This is a genomic window from Modestobacter roseus (assembly GCF_007994135.1).
Taxonomy (GTDB): Bacteria; Actinomycetota; Actinomycetes; order Mycobacteriales; family Geodermatophilaceae; genus Modestobacter; species Modestobacter roseus.
Genome location: NZ_VLKF01000001.1, coordinates 1,602,718 through 1,617,415, shown reverse-complemented (window position 1 = coordinate 1,617,415; position 14,698 = coordinate 1,602,718). Strand labels below are relative to the sequence as shown.

The window sequence follows — 14,698 nt, the reverse complement described above, 5'->3', positions numbered from 1 at the left end:
CACCGGCCGGGTACCCGGCCCGACATGGAGGTGCCATGCCCCCCACCCTCGGCGTCGGCCTGATCGGCCACGCCTTCATGGGCGCCGCCCACTCCCACGCCTGGCGCACCGCGCCCCGCTTCTTCGACCTGCCGCTCGCCCCCGAGCTGACCGTGCTCGTGGGCCGCGACGCCACCCGCGTCGCCGAGGCCGCCGGCACGCTCGGCTGGTCGTCGACCGAGACCGACTGGCGCCGGCTGCTCGAGCGCGACGACGTCGACCTGGTCGACATCTGCACCCCCGGCGACACCCACGCGGAGATGGCGATCGCGGCGCTGGAGGCCGGCAAGCACGTGCTGTGCGAGAAGCCGCTGGCCAACACGGTCGCCGAGGCCGAGGCGATGGCCGCCGCGGCCGAGCGCGCCGCGGCCTCCGGCGTCCGCGCGATGGTCGGGTTCACCTACCGCCGGGTGCCCGCCATCGCCTTCGCCCGGCAGCTGGTCGCCGACGGGCGGCTGGGGGAGATCCGGCACGTGCGCGCCCAGTACCTGCAGGACTGGATCGCCGACCCCGCGGCGCCGATGTCCTGGCGGCTGGAGAAGGACAGGGCCGGCTCCGGTGCGCTGGGCGACATCGGCGCGCACATCGTCGACCTCACCCAGTTCATCACCGGGCAGCTCCTCACCGGCGTCAGCGCGCTGCTGGAGACGTTCGTGAAGAAGCGGCCGCTGCCGGCCAGCCACGGGAAGCTCGGCGGGGTCGGGGGAGAGGGGATGGGCGAGGTCACCGTGGACGACGCCGCCGTGTTCCTCGGCCGGTTCACCGGGGGCGCACTGGCCACCTTCGAGGCCACCCGGTTCGCCCTCGGCCGGAAGAACGCCATCCGGATCGAGGTCAACGGCTCGGCCGGCAGCCTGGCGTTCGACTTCGAGGACATGAACGTCCTGCACTTCTACGACGGCGCCGAGCCGGCGTCGACCGCGGGTTTCCGCCGGATCGTGGTCACCGAGCCCGAGCACCCCTACGTGGGCGCCTGGTGGCCGGCCGGGCACGGGCTGGGCTACGAGCACGGCTTCACCCACCAGGTGGTCGACCTGGTCACCGCGCTGGCCGCCGGGGAGCAGCCCACGCCGTCCTTCGCCGACGGGCTGCAGGTGCAGCGGGTGCTCGCCGCCGTGGAGCGCAGCGCCGCCGACAACTCCGCCTTCACCGAGATCCGGACCACCGCTGCCGAGGGAGAGAACTGATGCCCCGCCCCGTCACCCTGTTCACCGGCCAGTGGGCCGACCTGCCGTTCGAGGAGGTGTGCCGGCTGGCCTCCGGGTGGGGCTACGACGGCCTGGAGATCGCCTGCTGGGGCGACCACCTCGACGTCGTCCGGGCTGCCGAGGACCCGTCCTACGTCAAGGAGAAGCTGGCCCAGCTCGAGCGGCACGGGCTGCAGGTGTTCGCCATCTCCAACCACCTCAACGGCCAGGCCGTCTGCGACGACCCGATCGACGAGCGGCACCGCGGCATGGTGCACCCGCGGGTGTGGGGCGACGGCGACCCGGAGGGCGTGCGGCAGCGCGCGGCGGAGGAGATGAAGGCGACGGCGCGGGCGGCCCGGGCGCTGGGTGTCGACGTCGTCGTCGGGTTCACCGGGTCGAAGATCTGGAAGACCGTGGCCATGTTCCCGCCGGTGCCCGACTCGATGATCGACGACGGCTACGCCGACTTCGCTGCCCGTTGGAACCCGATCCTGGACGTGTTCGACGAGGTGGGCGTGAAGTTCGCGCACGAGGTGCACCCGAGCGAGATCGCCTACGACTACTGGACGACGGTGCGCACCCTGGAGGCGATCGGCCACCGGGAGGCCTTCGGGCTCAACTGGGACCCCAGCCACTTCGTCTGGCAGGACCTGGACCCGGTCGGGTTCCTCTGGGACTTCAAGGACCGGATCTACCACGTCGACTGCAAGGACGCGACGAAGCAGGTGGGCAACGGGCGCAACGGCCGGATGGGCTCGCACCTGCCCTGGGCCGACCCGCGGCGCGGCTGGGACTTCGTCTCCACCGGGCACGGTGACGTCCCGTGGGAGGCCTGCTTCCGGATGCTCAACACCATCGGCTACACCGGCCCGATCTCGGTGGAGTGGGAGGACGCCGGGATGGACCGGCTGGTCGGCGCGCCCGAGGCGCTGGAGTTCGTCCGCCGGCTCGCGTTCGACCCGCCCGCGGCGGTGTTCGACTCCGCCTTCGCCAGCGGGGCCTGACCTGGCCGGCCGCGGGGTCCACGGGGCCCCGCGGCCGGCCGGACGCCGGTTGCCCGCGGGACGGTGAGCAGTGATGCTCGTCACATGGCCACCGCACCCGGTCCCACGTCGTCGGTCGAGGAGACCCCGCAGTCCACCGGCAAGGTCGACAAGAAGTACTACGAGCGGGAGCTGGCCCGGCTGCAGACGGAGCTGGTGAAGCAGCAGGAGCACATCCGCGCGCGGGGCCTGCGGGTCGTCGTCCTCTTCGAGGGCCGCGACGCCGCCGGCAAGGGCGGCGCGATCCAGCGGATCACCGAGAGCCTCAACCCCCGGCACGCGCACGTCGTCGCCCTCGCCGCGCCCACCGACCGGGAGAAGGGGCAGTGGTACTTCCAGCGGTACGTGGCGCACCTGCCCGGCCCGGGGGAGATGGTGCTGTTCGACCGGTCCTGGTACAACCGCGCCGGCGTCGAGCGGGTGATGGGCTTCTGCACCGACGAGGAGTACGAGGAGTTCCTGCGCTCGTGCCCGGAGTTCGAGCGGATGCTGGTGCGCAGCGGGATCACGGTCGTGAAGTACTGGTTCTCGGTCAGCGACACCGAGCAGGAGAAGCGCTTCCAGAAGCGGCTCGAGGACCCGACGAAGCGCTGGAAGCTGAGTCCGATGGACCTCGAGGCACGCAACCGCTGGGTCGACTTCTCCCGGGCCAAGGACGCGATGTTCGCCGCGACCGACATCCCCGAGGCGCCGTGGTGGGTGGTGGAGGCCGAGGTGAAGAAGCGGGCCCGGCTCAACGTGATGGCCCACCTGCTGACCCAGGTGCCGTACGAGGACCTCACCCCGCCCGCGCCGGAGCTGCCGCCCCGGCCCGAGGTGCGGGAGGACTACGTCCGGCCGCCCAAGGAGAGCCAGCACATCGTGCCCGACACCGTCCCCTGAGCGGGTCGCCCGTCGAGGGTGCAGTCAGCGCGACCCGGTGACGTACCGCTCGAACCAGTCGTTGCGGAAGGCCCCGCGGGGGTCCAGCCGCTCGACCAGGGCGAGGAAGTCGGCGTGCCGCGGGTAGCGCGGGGCGAGCGCCGCGGCGTCGGCGAGGAAGAGCTTGCCCCAGTGCGGCCGCGGGCCGAACGGCTCGAGCGCGGCCTCCAGGTCGACCAGCAGCGCCTCGACCGCCTGCTGGTCCTGCACCCAGGTGAAGTGCAGCGCGATCGAGTCCTGCTCGTACGCGGTGCTCATCCAGAGGTCGTCGGCGGCGATCGTGCGGATCTCGCAGGTCTGCAGCAGCGGCCGGATGCGCGGGCCCAGCCGGAGCAGCGCCTGCAGCGCGGGGACGGCCTGGTCGCGGGGGAGGAGGAACTCCGACTGGATCTCGTCGCCGTTGCTGGGCGTGAAGCCCATCCGGAAGTGCGGCAGCCGGTCCGACCACGACCCGGGGGCGCCCAGCTGGCCGGTGGTCGGCGCGGGGTCGATGCCGGGGATCGGGTGCCGCTCGCCGTCGGCCTCGCGGGCGCCGAACAGCTCGCCCACCGGGCCCGCGCCGGCGTCGGTGCGCGACTTCACCCAGATCATGTCCAGCGCGTCGCCGAACAGGGTGAAGAGGCTGACGCTGTAGCCGGCGGAGACGACGTCGTCGAAGCGCTCGAAGAGGGTGTCCCAGGGCAGCTGCTCGAAGACCCGCTGCCGCACCTCGAAGGCCGGCTCGACGTCGAGGGTGACCCGGGTGACGACGCCGAGCGCGCCGAGGCCGACGACCAGGCCGGGGAAGTCCGCGTCGCCGCGGGTGGCCCGCAGCAGCTCGCCGTCGGAGGTGACCAGTTGCAGCCCGGCGACGGCGCCGGCCAGGTTGCGGTTGCCGACCCCGGAGCCGTGCGTGGCGGTGGCGACGGCGCCGGCCACCGAGATGTGCGGGAGCGAGGCGAGGTTGTGCAGCGCCAGCCCCTCGCGGTGCAGCGCGGCGGCCAGCTCGCCGTAGCGGATGCCCGCGTCGACGGTCACGGTCCGCCGGTCTGCGGCGACGTCGACGTCGGTGCCGGTCAGCTCCTCGAGGCTGACCAGCTCGGCGGAGTCGGGGATCGCGGTGAACGAGTGCCGGGAACCGAGCGCCCGCAGTCGGGGGGTCCGCGCGACCAGCTCCTGCAGCTCGGCCACGCTCGCCGGCCGGTGCAGCTCCCTCGCGCCGTACTCGTAGTTGCCGGCCCAGTTGATCCCTGCCCACTGCACTGCCACGTCGGTCACGCCTCAGTGTCCCGCGATCCGGACCCGGCCGCCCGGAAACCGGTGGAGTGACGTGCCGCGCTCTGCCACGGTCGCGACCGACACCGAGGGAGGATCGTGCGGGATCTGGTCGAGGAGCTCGGCCTGGTGCACCGCGAGGTGCGGCAGCGGGGGAGCGACGGGGTCGCCGTCGGCCTGCGGCGCCGGTACGACGCGGCCGTCACCGACGTGTGGCGCGCGATCACCGACCCGGAGCGGCTGGGCCGCTGGTACGTCGTGGTCACCGGTGAGCTCCGGCCGGGCGGTGTCCTCCGGGTGGCGGGTGAGGAGATCGGCGCGGTGCGCGAGTGCGAGCCGCCGCGCGCGCTGGACGTCACCTGGGGCGGGCCGGCCAGCGTCGTCCGGGTGCGGCTGTCCGCCGACGGGGAGGGCACGTCGCTGGAGCTGGAGCACACGGTCTTCCAGACCGGCGACGCCGCGCTCCTCCTGGGGCCCGGGTGGGACGTCCAGCTGCTCGGGCTGGCCGGGTACCTCGCCGGGGACGAGGTCGCCGACCCCCGGGCCTGGGAGGTCAGCCCGGCGGTGCAGCAGGCGGCGGCCACGGCGATCGAGCACTGGGCCCTCGCCGCCGGGGACGCCGCGACGTCCGAGGAGATCGCCGCCATGGTCCTGCTGGCCCGCCAGCAGTTCGCGCCCGGCGTGGCGGTCGAGGGGGAGCGTCCCGGAGGCTGACGCCTGCCCCGGGGCGTTCAGTCTGGTTCACTGTGGTTGAACGTTGAACTTGATCGGTCCCGCCTCGCCACCCTTCTGGAGGACCCCGTGCACCTCGGCGTCGACAGCTTCGTCTCGGCCGTCACCGACCCCTCGACCGAGCGCCTCATCGGCCCCGAGGAGCGGATGGAGCACCTGCTGGAGGAGATCGCCCTCGCCGACCAGGTGGGGCTGTACTCGTTCGGCATCGGCGAGCACCACCGCGCCGAGTACTACGACTCCGCGCCGCCGGTCATCCTGGCCGCCGCCGCGGCGCGCACCTCGCGGATCCGGCTGGGCAGCGCGGTGGCCGTGCTCAGCGCCGCCGACCCGGTCCGGGTGTTCCAGCAGTTCGCCACGCTGGACCTGATCGCCAAGGGCCGGATCGACCTGGTCGTCGGCCGCGGCTCGTTCACCGAGGCGTTCCCGCTGTTCGGGCTGAGCCTGGCCGACTACGACTCGCTGTTCGCCGAGAAGCTCGACCTGCTGCTGCAGATCCGCGACTCCGAGCACGTCACCTGGTCCGGCCGGCACCGCCCGCCGCTGAGCGGGCAGGGCGTCTACCCCCGCCCGCTGCAGGACCCGCTGCCGATCTGGGTCGGCGTCGGCGGCACCCCGGAGTCCTTCGTCCGGGCCGGGCTGCTCGGCCTGCCGCTGATGATCGCCATCATCGGCGGTGAGCCCCGCCAGTTCGCCCCGCTGGTCGACCTGTACCGGCGGGCCGGCGCGCAGGCCGGGCACGCCCCCGAGAAGCTGCAGGTGGGCCTGCACGTCTTCGGCTTCGTCGCCGAGAGCACCCAGGCGGCGGCGGACACGATCTACCCGGGGTGGCACCAGATGTTCACCTCGGTCTCCCGCGAGCGCGGCTTCGCCCCGCCCACCCGGGCGCAGTTCGACGCGACCAGCGGGCCGAACGGCGCCTTCTTCATGGGCGACCCGCAGACCGTGGCCGACAAGCTGGTGCGCGTCTCCGAGCAGCTCGGCGGGGTCGACCGGATCTCGCTGCAGATGACCAACCCGCGGCTGGCGCACGCCGACCTGCTGCGCGGCATCGAGCTGCTCGGGACCGAGGTCGCGCCGCGGGTCGCCGGCGCCTGAGCCGGCGGGGCCCAGCGGCGCCCCGGCTGGGCGGACGTCGGGCCGCGGCAGGACGTGGCTCGACCTCCGCTGGCGCGGGTCGACCCGAGCGGCGGTTCAGCCGCCGGCGAGGAGGGCTCGGACGGCGTCCAGGGTGTCGGCCTCGGCCGGGGTCTTGTCCGGCCGGTACCGCAGCACCCGGGCGAAGCGCAGCGCCACGCCGCCCGGGTAGCGGGTGCTGCGCTGGGCGCCGTCGACGGCGATCTCCACGACCAGCTCCGGCCGCAGCCGCACGCCCCACCCCGGTTGCTCGGCGGCCAGCCCGGGGAAGGTCGCCGTCTGCCAGGCGAGCAGCTCGTCGGTCATCCCCTTGAACGTCTTGCCGACCATCACCGGCTCGCCGCCGTCGGGGTCACGGGCGCCCAGGTGGATGTTGGACAGCGTGCCGGTCCGGCGGCCGTACCCCCACTCGGCGCCCAGCACCACCAGGTCCAGGGTGTGCACCGGCTTCACCTTCTGCCAGGCCCGGCCGCGGCGGCCCGCGGCGTACGGGGCGTCGAGGTCCTTCACCACCACGCCCTCGTGCCCGGCGGTCAGCGCCTCGTCGAGCACCCCGGCGGCCTGCTCCGCGGTGGGCCGGCGCACCCCGGGCATCCGCAGCGGCGCGTGCTCGGGGGAGGCCAGCAGCCCGGCCAGCGCGTCCAGCCGCTCGGCCAGCGGTGCGTCGAGCAGGTCCCGGCCGTCCAGGTGCAGCAGGTCGAAGAGGAACGGGCTGAGCAGCACGCCGGCGTCCGCGCTGTCGCTGCCGAAGCGGCTCATCGTGTCCTGGAACGCCCGCGGCCGGCCGTCGTCGTCCAGCGCCAGGGTCTCCCCGTCGAGCACGGCGCGCTGGCAGGGCAGCGCGCGGATCCGCTCGACCAGTTCGGGCACCCCGTCGGTCACCTCGCGGAGCGTGCGGGTCCACACCCGGACGTCGTCGCCGTCGCGGTGCACCTGGATGCGGGCGCCGTCGAGCTTGAACTCCACGGTCACCTCGCTGCCGAGGTCGGCCAGCGCGGCGTCCAGCGACGAGCCGGGGCTGGCCAGCATCGGCCGCACCGGGCGCCCGACCCGCAGCCGTTCGGCGTCCAGCGCCGCGACCCCGCCGGACAGCGCGGTGGCCGCGGTACCGGGCAGGCTGCCGGACAGCATGAACGCCCGGCGCACGCTCGGCGCCGGCACGTCGGCCGCGGCGGCGATCGCCTCCAGCACGACGCCCTCCAGCGCGCCCTGCCGCAGCTCGCCGGTGAGCAGCCGGACCAGGAACTGCTGCTCGACCGCCGTCGAAGCACCCAGCAGCGCGGAGAGGGCCGCGTCCCGACGGGCCGCCGACCCGGGGCCGGCCGTGCCGGCGAGCTCGGTCAGCGCGGCGTCCACGACGGTGACGGCGAGCGAGGAGGTCTCCGCCGGTTCGCCGGCCAGCCAGGCGGTGACCGCGGGCACCTCGTCGGCGCCCGCCCGCCCGAGCAGGTCGGCGATGGCGGTGGCCTTGGCGGTGCGTGACCGGGTGGCCGCGACGGCGGCGGAGGCGGCGACGACGTCGGCGAGCAGCACGCCGGCCATCGTGGCAGCAGACCGTGGACGACACCGTTTTGCCCGCGCCTGGTCGGGCACCACCGGATCGTGCCCGACACCCGCTCGCCGTCCTCGCCACGCGCCCCGGGAGTGCCCCCGACCCTGGTCGACGGCACCCGGCTCTGGGTCGACGCCCGGCTCCGCGCGCTCGTCCAGCGCCGCGGCGAGGCCCCGATCCTGCACCGGCTGGGCGGCGACGTGCCCGGCGGCCGGGCGCTCGAGCTCGGCCCCGGCCGGCGCGGCACCGGCCTGCGGCTGGCGCTGGAGCTCTTCGGCGCCGAGCAGGCCACCGGCGTGGAGCTCTACCCGGCCTCGGTGGCCGACGCCCGCCTCGCCCTCGACGACCTCGGTGGCCGGGTCACCGTCGTCCAGGGCGATGCCACTGCGCTGCCCCAGGACGACAGCTCGGTCGACGCCGTCTTCGGGTACCACGTGCTGCACCACGTCGGCCCCTGGCGCGAGGTCGTCCGGGAGGCGGCCCGGGTGCTGCGCCCGGGCGGGCGGTTCTACTCCTGCGAGATGACCGCCCGGTTCATCGACAGCCGGCCGCTGCGGGCGGTGTCCCGGCACCCGGCCGACGGCGACCGCCCCATCCCGGAGGCGATCGCGGACGCCTGCCGGGACGCGGGGCTCACCGTCGTCGCCCAGGAGACGCGCCTGGCCGGCCTCTGGACCGGGCTGGTCGCGACCCGCTCGTGAAACCACCCGACGCAGGACCCACCGGCACGCTGCGGGCCGCGCTGCGGCTGCTCGGCCGGCGGTGGCGGGCCGCCTACCTGGCCGCGCTGGTCGCCGCGGCGGTGAACACCGTCCCGGACGTGCTCCGCCACGTGCTGGTCTGGGACGACCCGCGGTACGCCGCAGCCCTGGCCGTCGACGTCGTCGGCTTCGGCACCGCGCTGGTCGCCCAGCTCTGGGTCACCGGCGCGCTCACCGGGCTGCCGGACGGCGGCCGGTTGCGGGCGGGGGGCGCGCTCGGCCGGGGCACCCGGACGGCGCTGGCCGCGGTCCGCCGGGCGCCCGGCACGGTGCTGGCCGCGGTGGTCGCCGGCGGCGCGGTCTCCGCGGTGCTCACCCTCCCGGCGTCGGTTGCTGCCCTCGGGCTGGACCGGGTGATCGGGCCGCTGGACTCGCCGGGCGTCGTCCCCTTCGCCGTCGCCACGGTCTCGGACCTCGTGGCGAGCACCGTCACCCTGCCGTTCCTGGCGCTCGTGCTCGTGCTCGTGGGCACCGGTTGGCCGGCCCGCCGACCGGGCACCAGCCGGTCATGACTCGCGACTGGGACGTGACCCGCAAGACCATCGGATCGCTGTCGATGTGGCTGGGCACCGGGGCGCTGTTCGCGCCGCGGGCGATGACGGCCGTGCTCGGCGTCCGGGAGCAGGCGGCGCAGGGCGACGTCGCGCTGCCGCTGCTGGTGCGGCTGATCGCCGCCCGGAACATCGCCATGGGCGCGGCGCTGCTGGTCACCCCCGCGCCCCAGGCTCGCCGGACCACGGAGGTGACCCTCCTGCTCACCCTGCTCGACGCGGCCGCCGTGCTGGTGGCCCGGCGGGGCCGGGACGTCGCCGACCGCAGCGCCGGGCTGTCCCTGGTCGTGCTCTCGCTGGCCGCCGCCGGTGCGGTGCGCTGGCACCGCCGCTGACGGCGGCCGGACCGGGAGCTAGGCGGGCACGCCGTCCGGGTCGTCCGGCCCCTCGGGGTCGATCGTCGGCTCGACCGGCAGGTCCGGCTCAGGCGGGGCCGGCGGCAGGTCGTCGGGGGTGTCCGGCAGCAGCGGGCCGGGGTCATCGGGCACCGGCGCGTCCGGGTCCAGCGGCGGGTACTCCGGGTCGGCGGGCACCGCGGGGTCGGCGGTCACAGCAGCCGGTCCAGGTCGTCGGGACCGGGTCCCGTGCCCCCGGAGTCGCGCACCGGGGAGGTCTCGGGCAGGTCGTCGTCCGGCGGCTCGGCGGCCACCGGACCCGCGGCGTACAGGGTGTCGGGGTCCCTCGGGTCGATCTCGGTCATCGCCGTGCCCTACCCGGACGACGCGGTCTGACGCACGGTCGCGCAGGTCGTCCGACCCCTCGGCGACACTGGCCGGGTGGAGCGGGTCCTGCTGGTGCGGCGGGGGCCGGACGTCGAGGCGCGGCTCGAGGACGGCGACGACGTGCGGGTCACGCGGCTGCCCGCCGGGCAGCTGCCGGCCTTCGTCGCCGCTCGGGAGTCCGCCGGGCAGCAGCCGGTGCGCTGGGTGTGGGACGACACGACGCGCTGGTACCCCGCCCTGCTCGACGCCGGGGTGCGGGTGGCGCGCTGCACGGACCTGCGGCTGTGCCACGCCCTGCTGCGCCGCTCGCCGTTCGTCGCGCAGGCGCTGCTGACCGGCCCGGACACCGCGGGCTGGGACGCCCTCCAGCCGGTCGTCGCCGCCGACCCGGCGCTGTTCCCGCTCGCCGACCCCGCCGACGCGCTCGACCCGGTCGCCGAGGCCGCGCGCCAGCAGGCGGCCCGGGCGGGGTCGCCGCAGCGCCACCGGCTGGGCCTGCTGCTCGCCGCGGAGTCCTCCGGCGCCCTCGTCGCCGCAGAGATGACGCACGCCGGGCTGCCGTGGCGCACCGACCTGCACGAGCGGCTGCTCACCGACCTGCTCGGCCCGCGCCCGCCGGCCGGGCACCGGCCCGTCGTGCTGGAGCGGCTGGCCGCCGACGTCCGGGCTGCGCTGCGCGCGCCGGAGCTGAACCCGGACTCACCCGGTGGGCTGCTCCGGGCGCTGCAGACCGCGGGGCTGCCGGTCGAGGACACCCGGTCGTGGACCCTGGAGCAGCTCGACCACCCGGGGGTCGCCCCGCTGCTGGAGTACAAGAAGCTCTCCCGGCTGCTGACGGCGAACGGCTGGAACTGGCTGGACACCTGGGTCCGCGGCGGGCGGTTCCGGTCGGTCTTCGTCCCCGGCGGGGTGGTCACCGGCCGGTGGGCGTCCAACGGAGGCGGCGCGCTGTCGGTGCCGGCCCTGATCCGGCCGGCGGCGGTCGCCGACGAGGGCTGGCGCTTCGTCGTCGCCGACGTCGCGCAGCTCGAACCGCGGGTGCTGGCCGGGATGAGCCGGGACACCGCGATGGCCGAGGCGGCCCGCTCGGCCGACCTGTACGCCGGCATGGTGACCAGTGGCGCGGTCGCCACCCGGGCCGAGGCGAAGGTGGGCATGCTCGGGGCGATGTACGGCGGCACCCGCGGGGAGAGCGGCCGGATGATGCCGCGGCTGACCCGCCGCTACCCGCGGGCGATCGGGCTGGTCGAGGAGGCCGCCCGGGCCGGTGAACGCGGCGAGGTGGTGCACACGCTGCTCGGCCGGGGCTCGCCGTTGCCCACGGGCCCGTGGGCCGAGCGGGCGGTCGAGCCGGCCGAGGGCGCGCTCTCCCCGGAGGACCGCGACCGGCACCGCCGGGCCTGGGGCCGGTTCACCCGGAACTTCGTCGTGCAGGGCACCGGTGCCGAGTGGGCGCTGTGCTGGCTGGCCGATCTGCGCAACCGGCTGTGGCGGCTCGGCGAGGGGGCGCTGACCGACCGCCCGCACCTGGTCTTCTTCCTGCACGACGAGGTGCTGGTGCACACCCCCGCGCAGCACGCCGACGCCGTGGCCGCGGCGGTCCGGGAGTCGGCGGCCGAGGCCGGGCGCCTGCTGTTCGGCGACTTCCCGGTCGACTTCCCGCTCGACGTCGCCGTCGTCCGGTCCTGGGCGGACGCCGACTGAGTGCGCAGCCGGCACGTCACGCACTGTTCGCCGGGGTTTCAGCGCCGTCGGGGTGGTGCGCGGTGGGGGCCCGACCAGCGGCGGGGCAGGCTGCGGGCATGCCCGGCGCACCCACCCCGGACGCCTCCTGCGGGGAGCCTGCGCGATGAGGGTCCTGCAGGCGGCCAACTTCGTCTCGGCCACCTCGGGCGGGCTGCGCACCGCCCTCGACCACCTCGCCGGGGGCTACGCCGCGGCCGGCCACGAGGTGGTCCAGCTGGTACCGGGTCCGGCGGACGACGTGGTGGCCACCGGCTGGGGCCGCCGGGTCGTGCTGCGGAGCCCCGCGCTGGTCGTGGCCCCGGGCTACCGGGCGCTGCTGGACCGCCGGCGGGTCCGGTCGGCGGTCGAGCGGTTCGCCCCGGACGTGCTGGAGGTGCACGACCGCACCACCCTGCGCTGGCTGGGGCGGTGGGCCCGTGCCGCCGGCGTCCCGTCGCTCACGGTCAGCCACGAACGCCTCGACCGGTGGGTGCGGCAGTTCACCCGGCTGCCCGGCACCGCGGTGGCCGACCGGGTCAACGCCGGCCTGGTCGCCGACTTCGACACCGTCGTCTGCACGACCGAGTGGGCCGCGGCGGAGTTCCGCCGGATCGGCGCGGAGCACCTGGTGGTCGTCCCGCTGGGCGTGGACGCCGGAACCTTCGCCGCGCGCACCGGCGAGCGGCCCGGCCGCACCGAGGGCGTCCGGCTGGTGATGGCCAGCCGGCTCTCCTGGGAGAAGCGCCCCGACCTCGCGGTCAGCACGCTGCGCGCGCTGCGCCGCCGCGGCGTGGACGCCCGGCTCGTCGTGGCGGGGGAGGGGCCGCTCCGCCGCCCGTTGCAGGCGGCCGCGCGCGGGCTGCCGGTCCAGTGGCTGGGCTACGTCAGCGGCCGGGACCGGCTGGCCGGGGTGCTCGCCGACGGCGACGTCGCGCTCGCCCCCGGGCCCATCGAGACGTTCGGGCTCGCGGCGCTGGAGGCGCTGGCGTGCGGCACCCCGGTGGTCGCCTCGTCCGCGTCCGCGCTGCCCGGCGTGCTCGGGCCGCGGGCCGGACGGTCGGCGGCCGGCACCGGCGCCGCCCTAGCCGACGCCGTCCAGGACCTGCTCACCGTCCCGGAACAGGTCCGCCGCGAGGCAGCCCGGGAGCGGGCCGAGCAGTTCCCGTGGGACGCCACCGTGCGCGGCTTCCTCGCGGTGCACGAGGCGGCCGTGCGGGCGGCGGCATGACCGTCGTCGCCGCGCTGGGGGACAGCCTGACCTGCGGCGAGGGCGTCGGGCTGCGGATCGAGCCGGCCGCCACCTGGGTGGGGCAGGTCGCGGCCGCGCTCCCGGGCGCGCAGCTGGTGCCGCTGGCGGTGGCCGGGGCGCGGGTCGCCGACGTCCGGGACCGGCAGCTGGCCCGGCTGGACGAGACGGTGGCCGGTGGGCCGGACCTGGCGACGCTGCTGGTCGGGCTCAACGACGTGGCCCGCTCCGGCTTCGACGCGGACTCGGTCGGCGCCGGCGTGTTCGGGGTGGTCGCCGCGCTGCGGGGCCGCGGGGCCGAGGTGCTCGTCGGCCGGCTGCACGACCCGGCCGCCGTGCTGCGGCTGCGCGGCCCGCTCGCGACGGCGGTGCGGCGGCGCACCGCCGCGGTCAACGCCGCGGTCGACGCCGCCGGCGCGCTGCCCGGGGTGCACGTCGTCGACCTGGCGGGTGTGCCCGCGCTGGCCGCGGGTGCGGGGTGGGCGGTCGACCGGGTGCACCCGAGCCGCACCGGCCACCAGGGGCTGGCGGTCGCCGCGGCCGGGGTCCTCCGGACGGCCGGCTGGGACCTGCCGCCCCTGCGGGAGCCGGACCCGGGCCGGGGGCCGACCGTCGCCGCGCAGGCCTGGTGGGCGGTGCGCCACGGGCTGCCCTACGCCCTGGGGCACGCCCGGGAACTCGGTGGGCCGGTGGCCTCAGCCGTCCTGCACCGCGGTTGAGCTGCTCTCCGGGCGCCCGGCCAGCCAGCGCTCGGCGACCTCGCGCCCGGCCCGCAGCAGCGCGGCCGTGCTGCGCAGGTCCCGCGGCCCGGCGGGCAGCGTCTCCAGCAGCCCGGCCGCCCAGGCATCGGCGACGTGCGGGACGACCTCCACCCGTGGGTCGGCCAGCCCCTCGCGGACGGCGGCGCGGTTGGCGGCTGCCCGGGCGACGGTGAACGACTGCAGCACCGTGTCCAGCGCCCCCGGACCGCTCTCCACCGGCGGCACGTAGGCGGCGCGGCCCTCCGTCACCGGCAGGCCGCAGGCCAGCGCCGGGACGACGTCGGACGCGGCGGCGCAGACGTCCGCGCGCCCGGTGACCGGGGCCAGCCCGCAGTCGAGCACGAGCACCCGGTCGTCCGGGCCGGCCACCTCGAGCGCCGCGGACACCGGGACGCCGTCGACGATGCCGCCGTCGACGTGGCGGTGGCCGTCGGGCAGCAGAACCGGGCGGAACAGCCCGGGCAGCGCCGAGCTGGCCACCAGGGCGTCGCCGACCGCGCCGGTCGCGTGCCGGGCGGCGGTGCCGCAGTCCAGGCAGGTGGTGGTGACCGTGACCGGCACCGACAACTCGGCCAGGTCGTGCGCGGGCACGTGGGTGGCGATCATCCGGCGCAGTGGCCGGTCGTCCAGCAGCGCGCCGCCCCGGCGCAGCGAGCGCGCCAGCCCGGCGGTGCGGGAACGCCACCCCGGGCGGAGCACGCCGGTCAGCGCCGGGTCCTGCCACAGGGCGGCGAGCTCGTCCGCGCGGCGGGCGTCGGGCCGGACGGCGAGGAAGGCGGCGTTGATCGCGCCGACCGACGCCCCGTGCAGGTGGTCGACGACGACCCCGGCGCCGAGCAGGCCCTGCAGCGCGCCCGCCTGGAAGGCACCCAGGGCAGCGCCGCCGCCGAGCACGACGTGGGTCCGCGGGGGCACGCGCGTCCTCCCTCGTCGGTCCCGGTCGTGGTCCGGAGCGAGGTGCCGGCGTCCGGGAGCGCGCCACGATACGCGCGGACCACCTGCCCGGGAGCTGCCCCGCAGGGGGTGGCGGCAGGCCCCGCGTGTTGCCGTGGGGAGCCGGGCTG

16 protein-coding genes are annotated in these 14,698 nt (G+C 76.4%); 11 read left to right on the top strand and 5 right to left on the bottom strand.

Annotation, left to right across the window (positions count from 1 at the left end; all coding sequences use genetic code 11):
• Nucleotides 1–35 precede the first annotated feature (35 nt).
• The 3 genes from JD78_RS07710 (at nucleotide 36) to ppk2 (ending at nucleotide 3,154) form a co-directional block, all read left to right on the top strand.
• Nucleotides 36–1,226 (top strand): Gfo/Idh/MocA family protein, encoded by a 1,191-nt coding sequence (locus tag JD78_RS07710; RefSeq protein ID WP_153361012.1) that lies wholly within the window; start codon nucleotides 36–38, stop codon nucleotides 1,224–1,226.
• The gene (locus JD78_RS07705) at nucleotides 1,226–2,233 is read left to right on the top strand and encodes a sugar phosphate isomerase/epimerase family protein (protein WP_153361013.1); all 1,008 of its coding nucleotides are present in this window, start codon (nucleotides 1,226–1,228) and stop codon (nucleotides 2,231–2,233) included. The genes JD78_RS07710 and JD78_RS07705 overlap by 1 nt, the downstream gene beginning before the upstream one ends.
• 84 nt (nucleotides 2,234–2,317) lie before the next feature.
• Nucleotides 2,318–3,154, top strand: a complete 837-nt coding sequence (gene ppk2 / locus JD78_RS07700) for a polyphosphate kinase 2 (RefSeq protein WP_153361014.1) — start codon at nucleotides 2,318–2,320, stop codon at nucleotides 3,152–3,154.
• A 24-nt stretch (nucleotides 3,155–3,178) separates the two neighbouring features.
• Here ppk2 and JD78_RS07695 read toward each other — a convergent pair whose 3' ends face one another.
• On the bottom strand, nucleotides 3,179–4,450 hold the full coding sequence (locus JD78_RS07695) for a D-arabinono-1,4-lactone oxidase (RefSeq protein ID WP_153361015.1): 1,272 nt from the start codon (nucleotides 4,448–4,450) through the stop codon (nucleotides 3,179–3,181).
• Between the two features lie 96 nt (nucleotides 4,451–4,546).
• On the opposite strand from JD78_RS07695, the gene JD78_RS07690 reads away from it, so the two are divergent.
• Nucleotides 4,547–5,161 carry an SRPBCC domain-containing protein gene (locus tag JD78_RS07690; RefSeq protein WP_153361016.1) on the top strand — a complete coding sequence of 205 codons (615 nt, stop codon included), beginning with the start codon at nucleotides 4,547–4,549 and terminating at the stop codon, nucleotides 5,159–5,161.
• An 87-nt stretch (nucleotides 5,162–5,248) separates the two neighbouring features.
• On the top strand, nucleotides 5,249–6,277 hold the full coding sequence (locus JD78_RS07685) for an LLM class flavin-dependent oxidoreductase (RefSeq protein ID WP_166521065.1): 1,029 nt from the start codon (nucleotides 5,249–5,251) through the stop codon (nucleotides 6,275–6,277).
• Nucleotides 6,278–6,373: 96 nt separating this feature from the next.
• Here the strand turns inward: JD78_RS07685 and JD78_RS07680 are convergent, their stop codons facing one another.
• Nucleotides 6,374–7,858, bottom strand: a complete 1,485-nt coding sequence (locus tag JD78_RS07680; RefSeq protein ID WP_243731000.1) for an ATP-dependent DNA ligase — start codon at nucleotides 7,856–7,858, stop codon at nucleotides 6,374–6,376.
• Nucleotides 7,859–7,918: 60 nt separating this feature from the next.
• On the opposite strand from JD78_RS07680, the gene JD78_RS07675 reads away from it, so the two are divergent.
• From JD78_RS07675 to JD78_RS07665, 3 genes are read left to right on the top strand one after another with little or no spacing between them, the layout of a single operon-like run.
• Complete coding sequence (locus JD78_RS07675; protein ID WP_228395219.1) at nucleotides 7,919–8,569, top strand: class I SAM-dependent methyltransferase; 651 nt, start codon at nucleotides 7,919–7,921, stop codon at nucleotides 8,567–8,569.
• Entirely contained in the window at nucleotides 8,566–9,141 is a 576-nt protein-coding gene (locus tag JD78_RS07670) for a hypothetical protein (protein WP_153361017.1), read from the top strand. Before JD78_RS07675 ends, JD78_RS07670 begins: the two co-directional genes overlap by 4 nt.
• The gene (locus tag JD78_RS07665) at nucleotides 9,138–9,515 is read left to right on the top strand and encodes a DUF4267 domain-containing protein (RefSeq protein ID WP_153361018.1); all 378 of its coding nucleotides are present in this window, start codon (nucleotides 9,138–9,140) and stop codon (nucleotides 9,513–9,515) included. The genes JD78_RS07670 and JD78_RS07665 overlap by 4 nt, the downstream gene beginning before the upstream one ends.
• 18 nt (nucleotides 9,516–9,533) lie before the next feature.
• Here the strand turns inward: JD78_RS07665 and JD78_RS07660 are convergent, their stop codons facing one another.
• Together JD78_RS07660 and JD78_RS07655 are read right to left on the bottom strand one after the other, a co-directional pair.
• Nucleotides 9,534–9,731, bottom strand: coding sequence for a hypothetical protein (locus tag JD78_RS07660; RefSeq protein WP_153361019.1), 198 nt, complete (start codon nucleotides 9,729–9,731; stop codon nucleotides 9,534–9,536).
• A complete protein-coding gene (locus tag JD78_RS07655) occupies nucleotides 9,728–9,880 on the bottom strand; it encodes a hypothetical protein (RefSeq protein ID WP_166521064.1) in 153 nt (50 codons plus the stop codon). Before JD78_RS07655 ends, JD78_RS07660 begins: the two co-directional genes overlap by 4 nt.
• 76 nt (nucleotides 9,881–9,956) lie before the next feature.
• On the opposite strand from JD78_RS07655, the gene JD78_RS07650 reads away from it, so the two are divergent.
• From JD78_RS07650 to JD78_RS07640, 3 genes are all read left to right on the top strand, one after another.
• Complete coding sequence (locus JD78_RS07650) at nucleotides 9,957–11,606, top strand: bifunctional 3'-5' exonuclease/DNA polymerase (protein ID WP_153361020.1); 1,650 nt, start codon at nucleotides 9,957–9,959, stop codon at nucleotides 11,604–11,606.
• 145 nt (nucleotides 11,607–11,751) lie between these two features.
• Entirely contained in the window at nucleotides 11,752–12,855 is a 1,104-nt protein-coding gene (locus JD78_RS07645; RefSeq protein ID WP_153361021.1) for a glycosyltransferase, read from the top strand.
• Nucleotides 12,852–13,592 carry a GDSL-type esterase/lipase family protein gene (locus JD78_RS07640; RefSeq protein WP_153361022.1) on the top strand — a complete coding sequence of 247 codons (741 nt, stop codon included), beginning with the start codon at nucleotides 12,852–12,854 and terminating at the stop codon, nucleotides 13,590–13,592. Before JD78_RS07645 ends, JD78_RS07640 begins: the two co-directional genes overlap by 4 nt.
• Here JD78_RS07640 and JD78_RS07635 read toward each other — a convergent pair.
• Nucleotides 13,569–14,549 carry a patatin-like phospholipase family protein gene (locus tag JD78_RS07635; RefSeq protein ID WP_166521063.1) on the bottom strand — a complete coding sequence of 327 codons (981 nt, stop codon included), beginning with the start codon at nucleotides 14,547–14,549 and terminating at the stop codon, nucleotides 13,569–13,571. The two genes, JD78_RS07640 and JD78_RS07635, sit on opposite strands and share 24 nt — an antisense overlap.
• Nucleotides 14,550–14,698 lie beyond the last annotated feature (149 nt).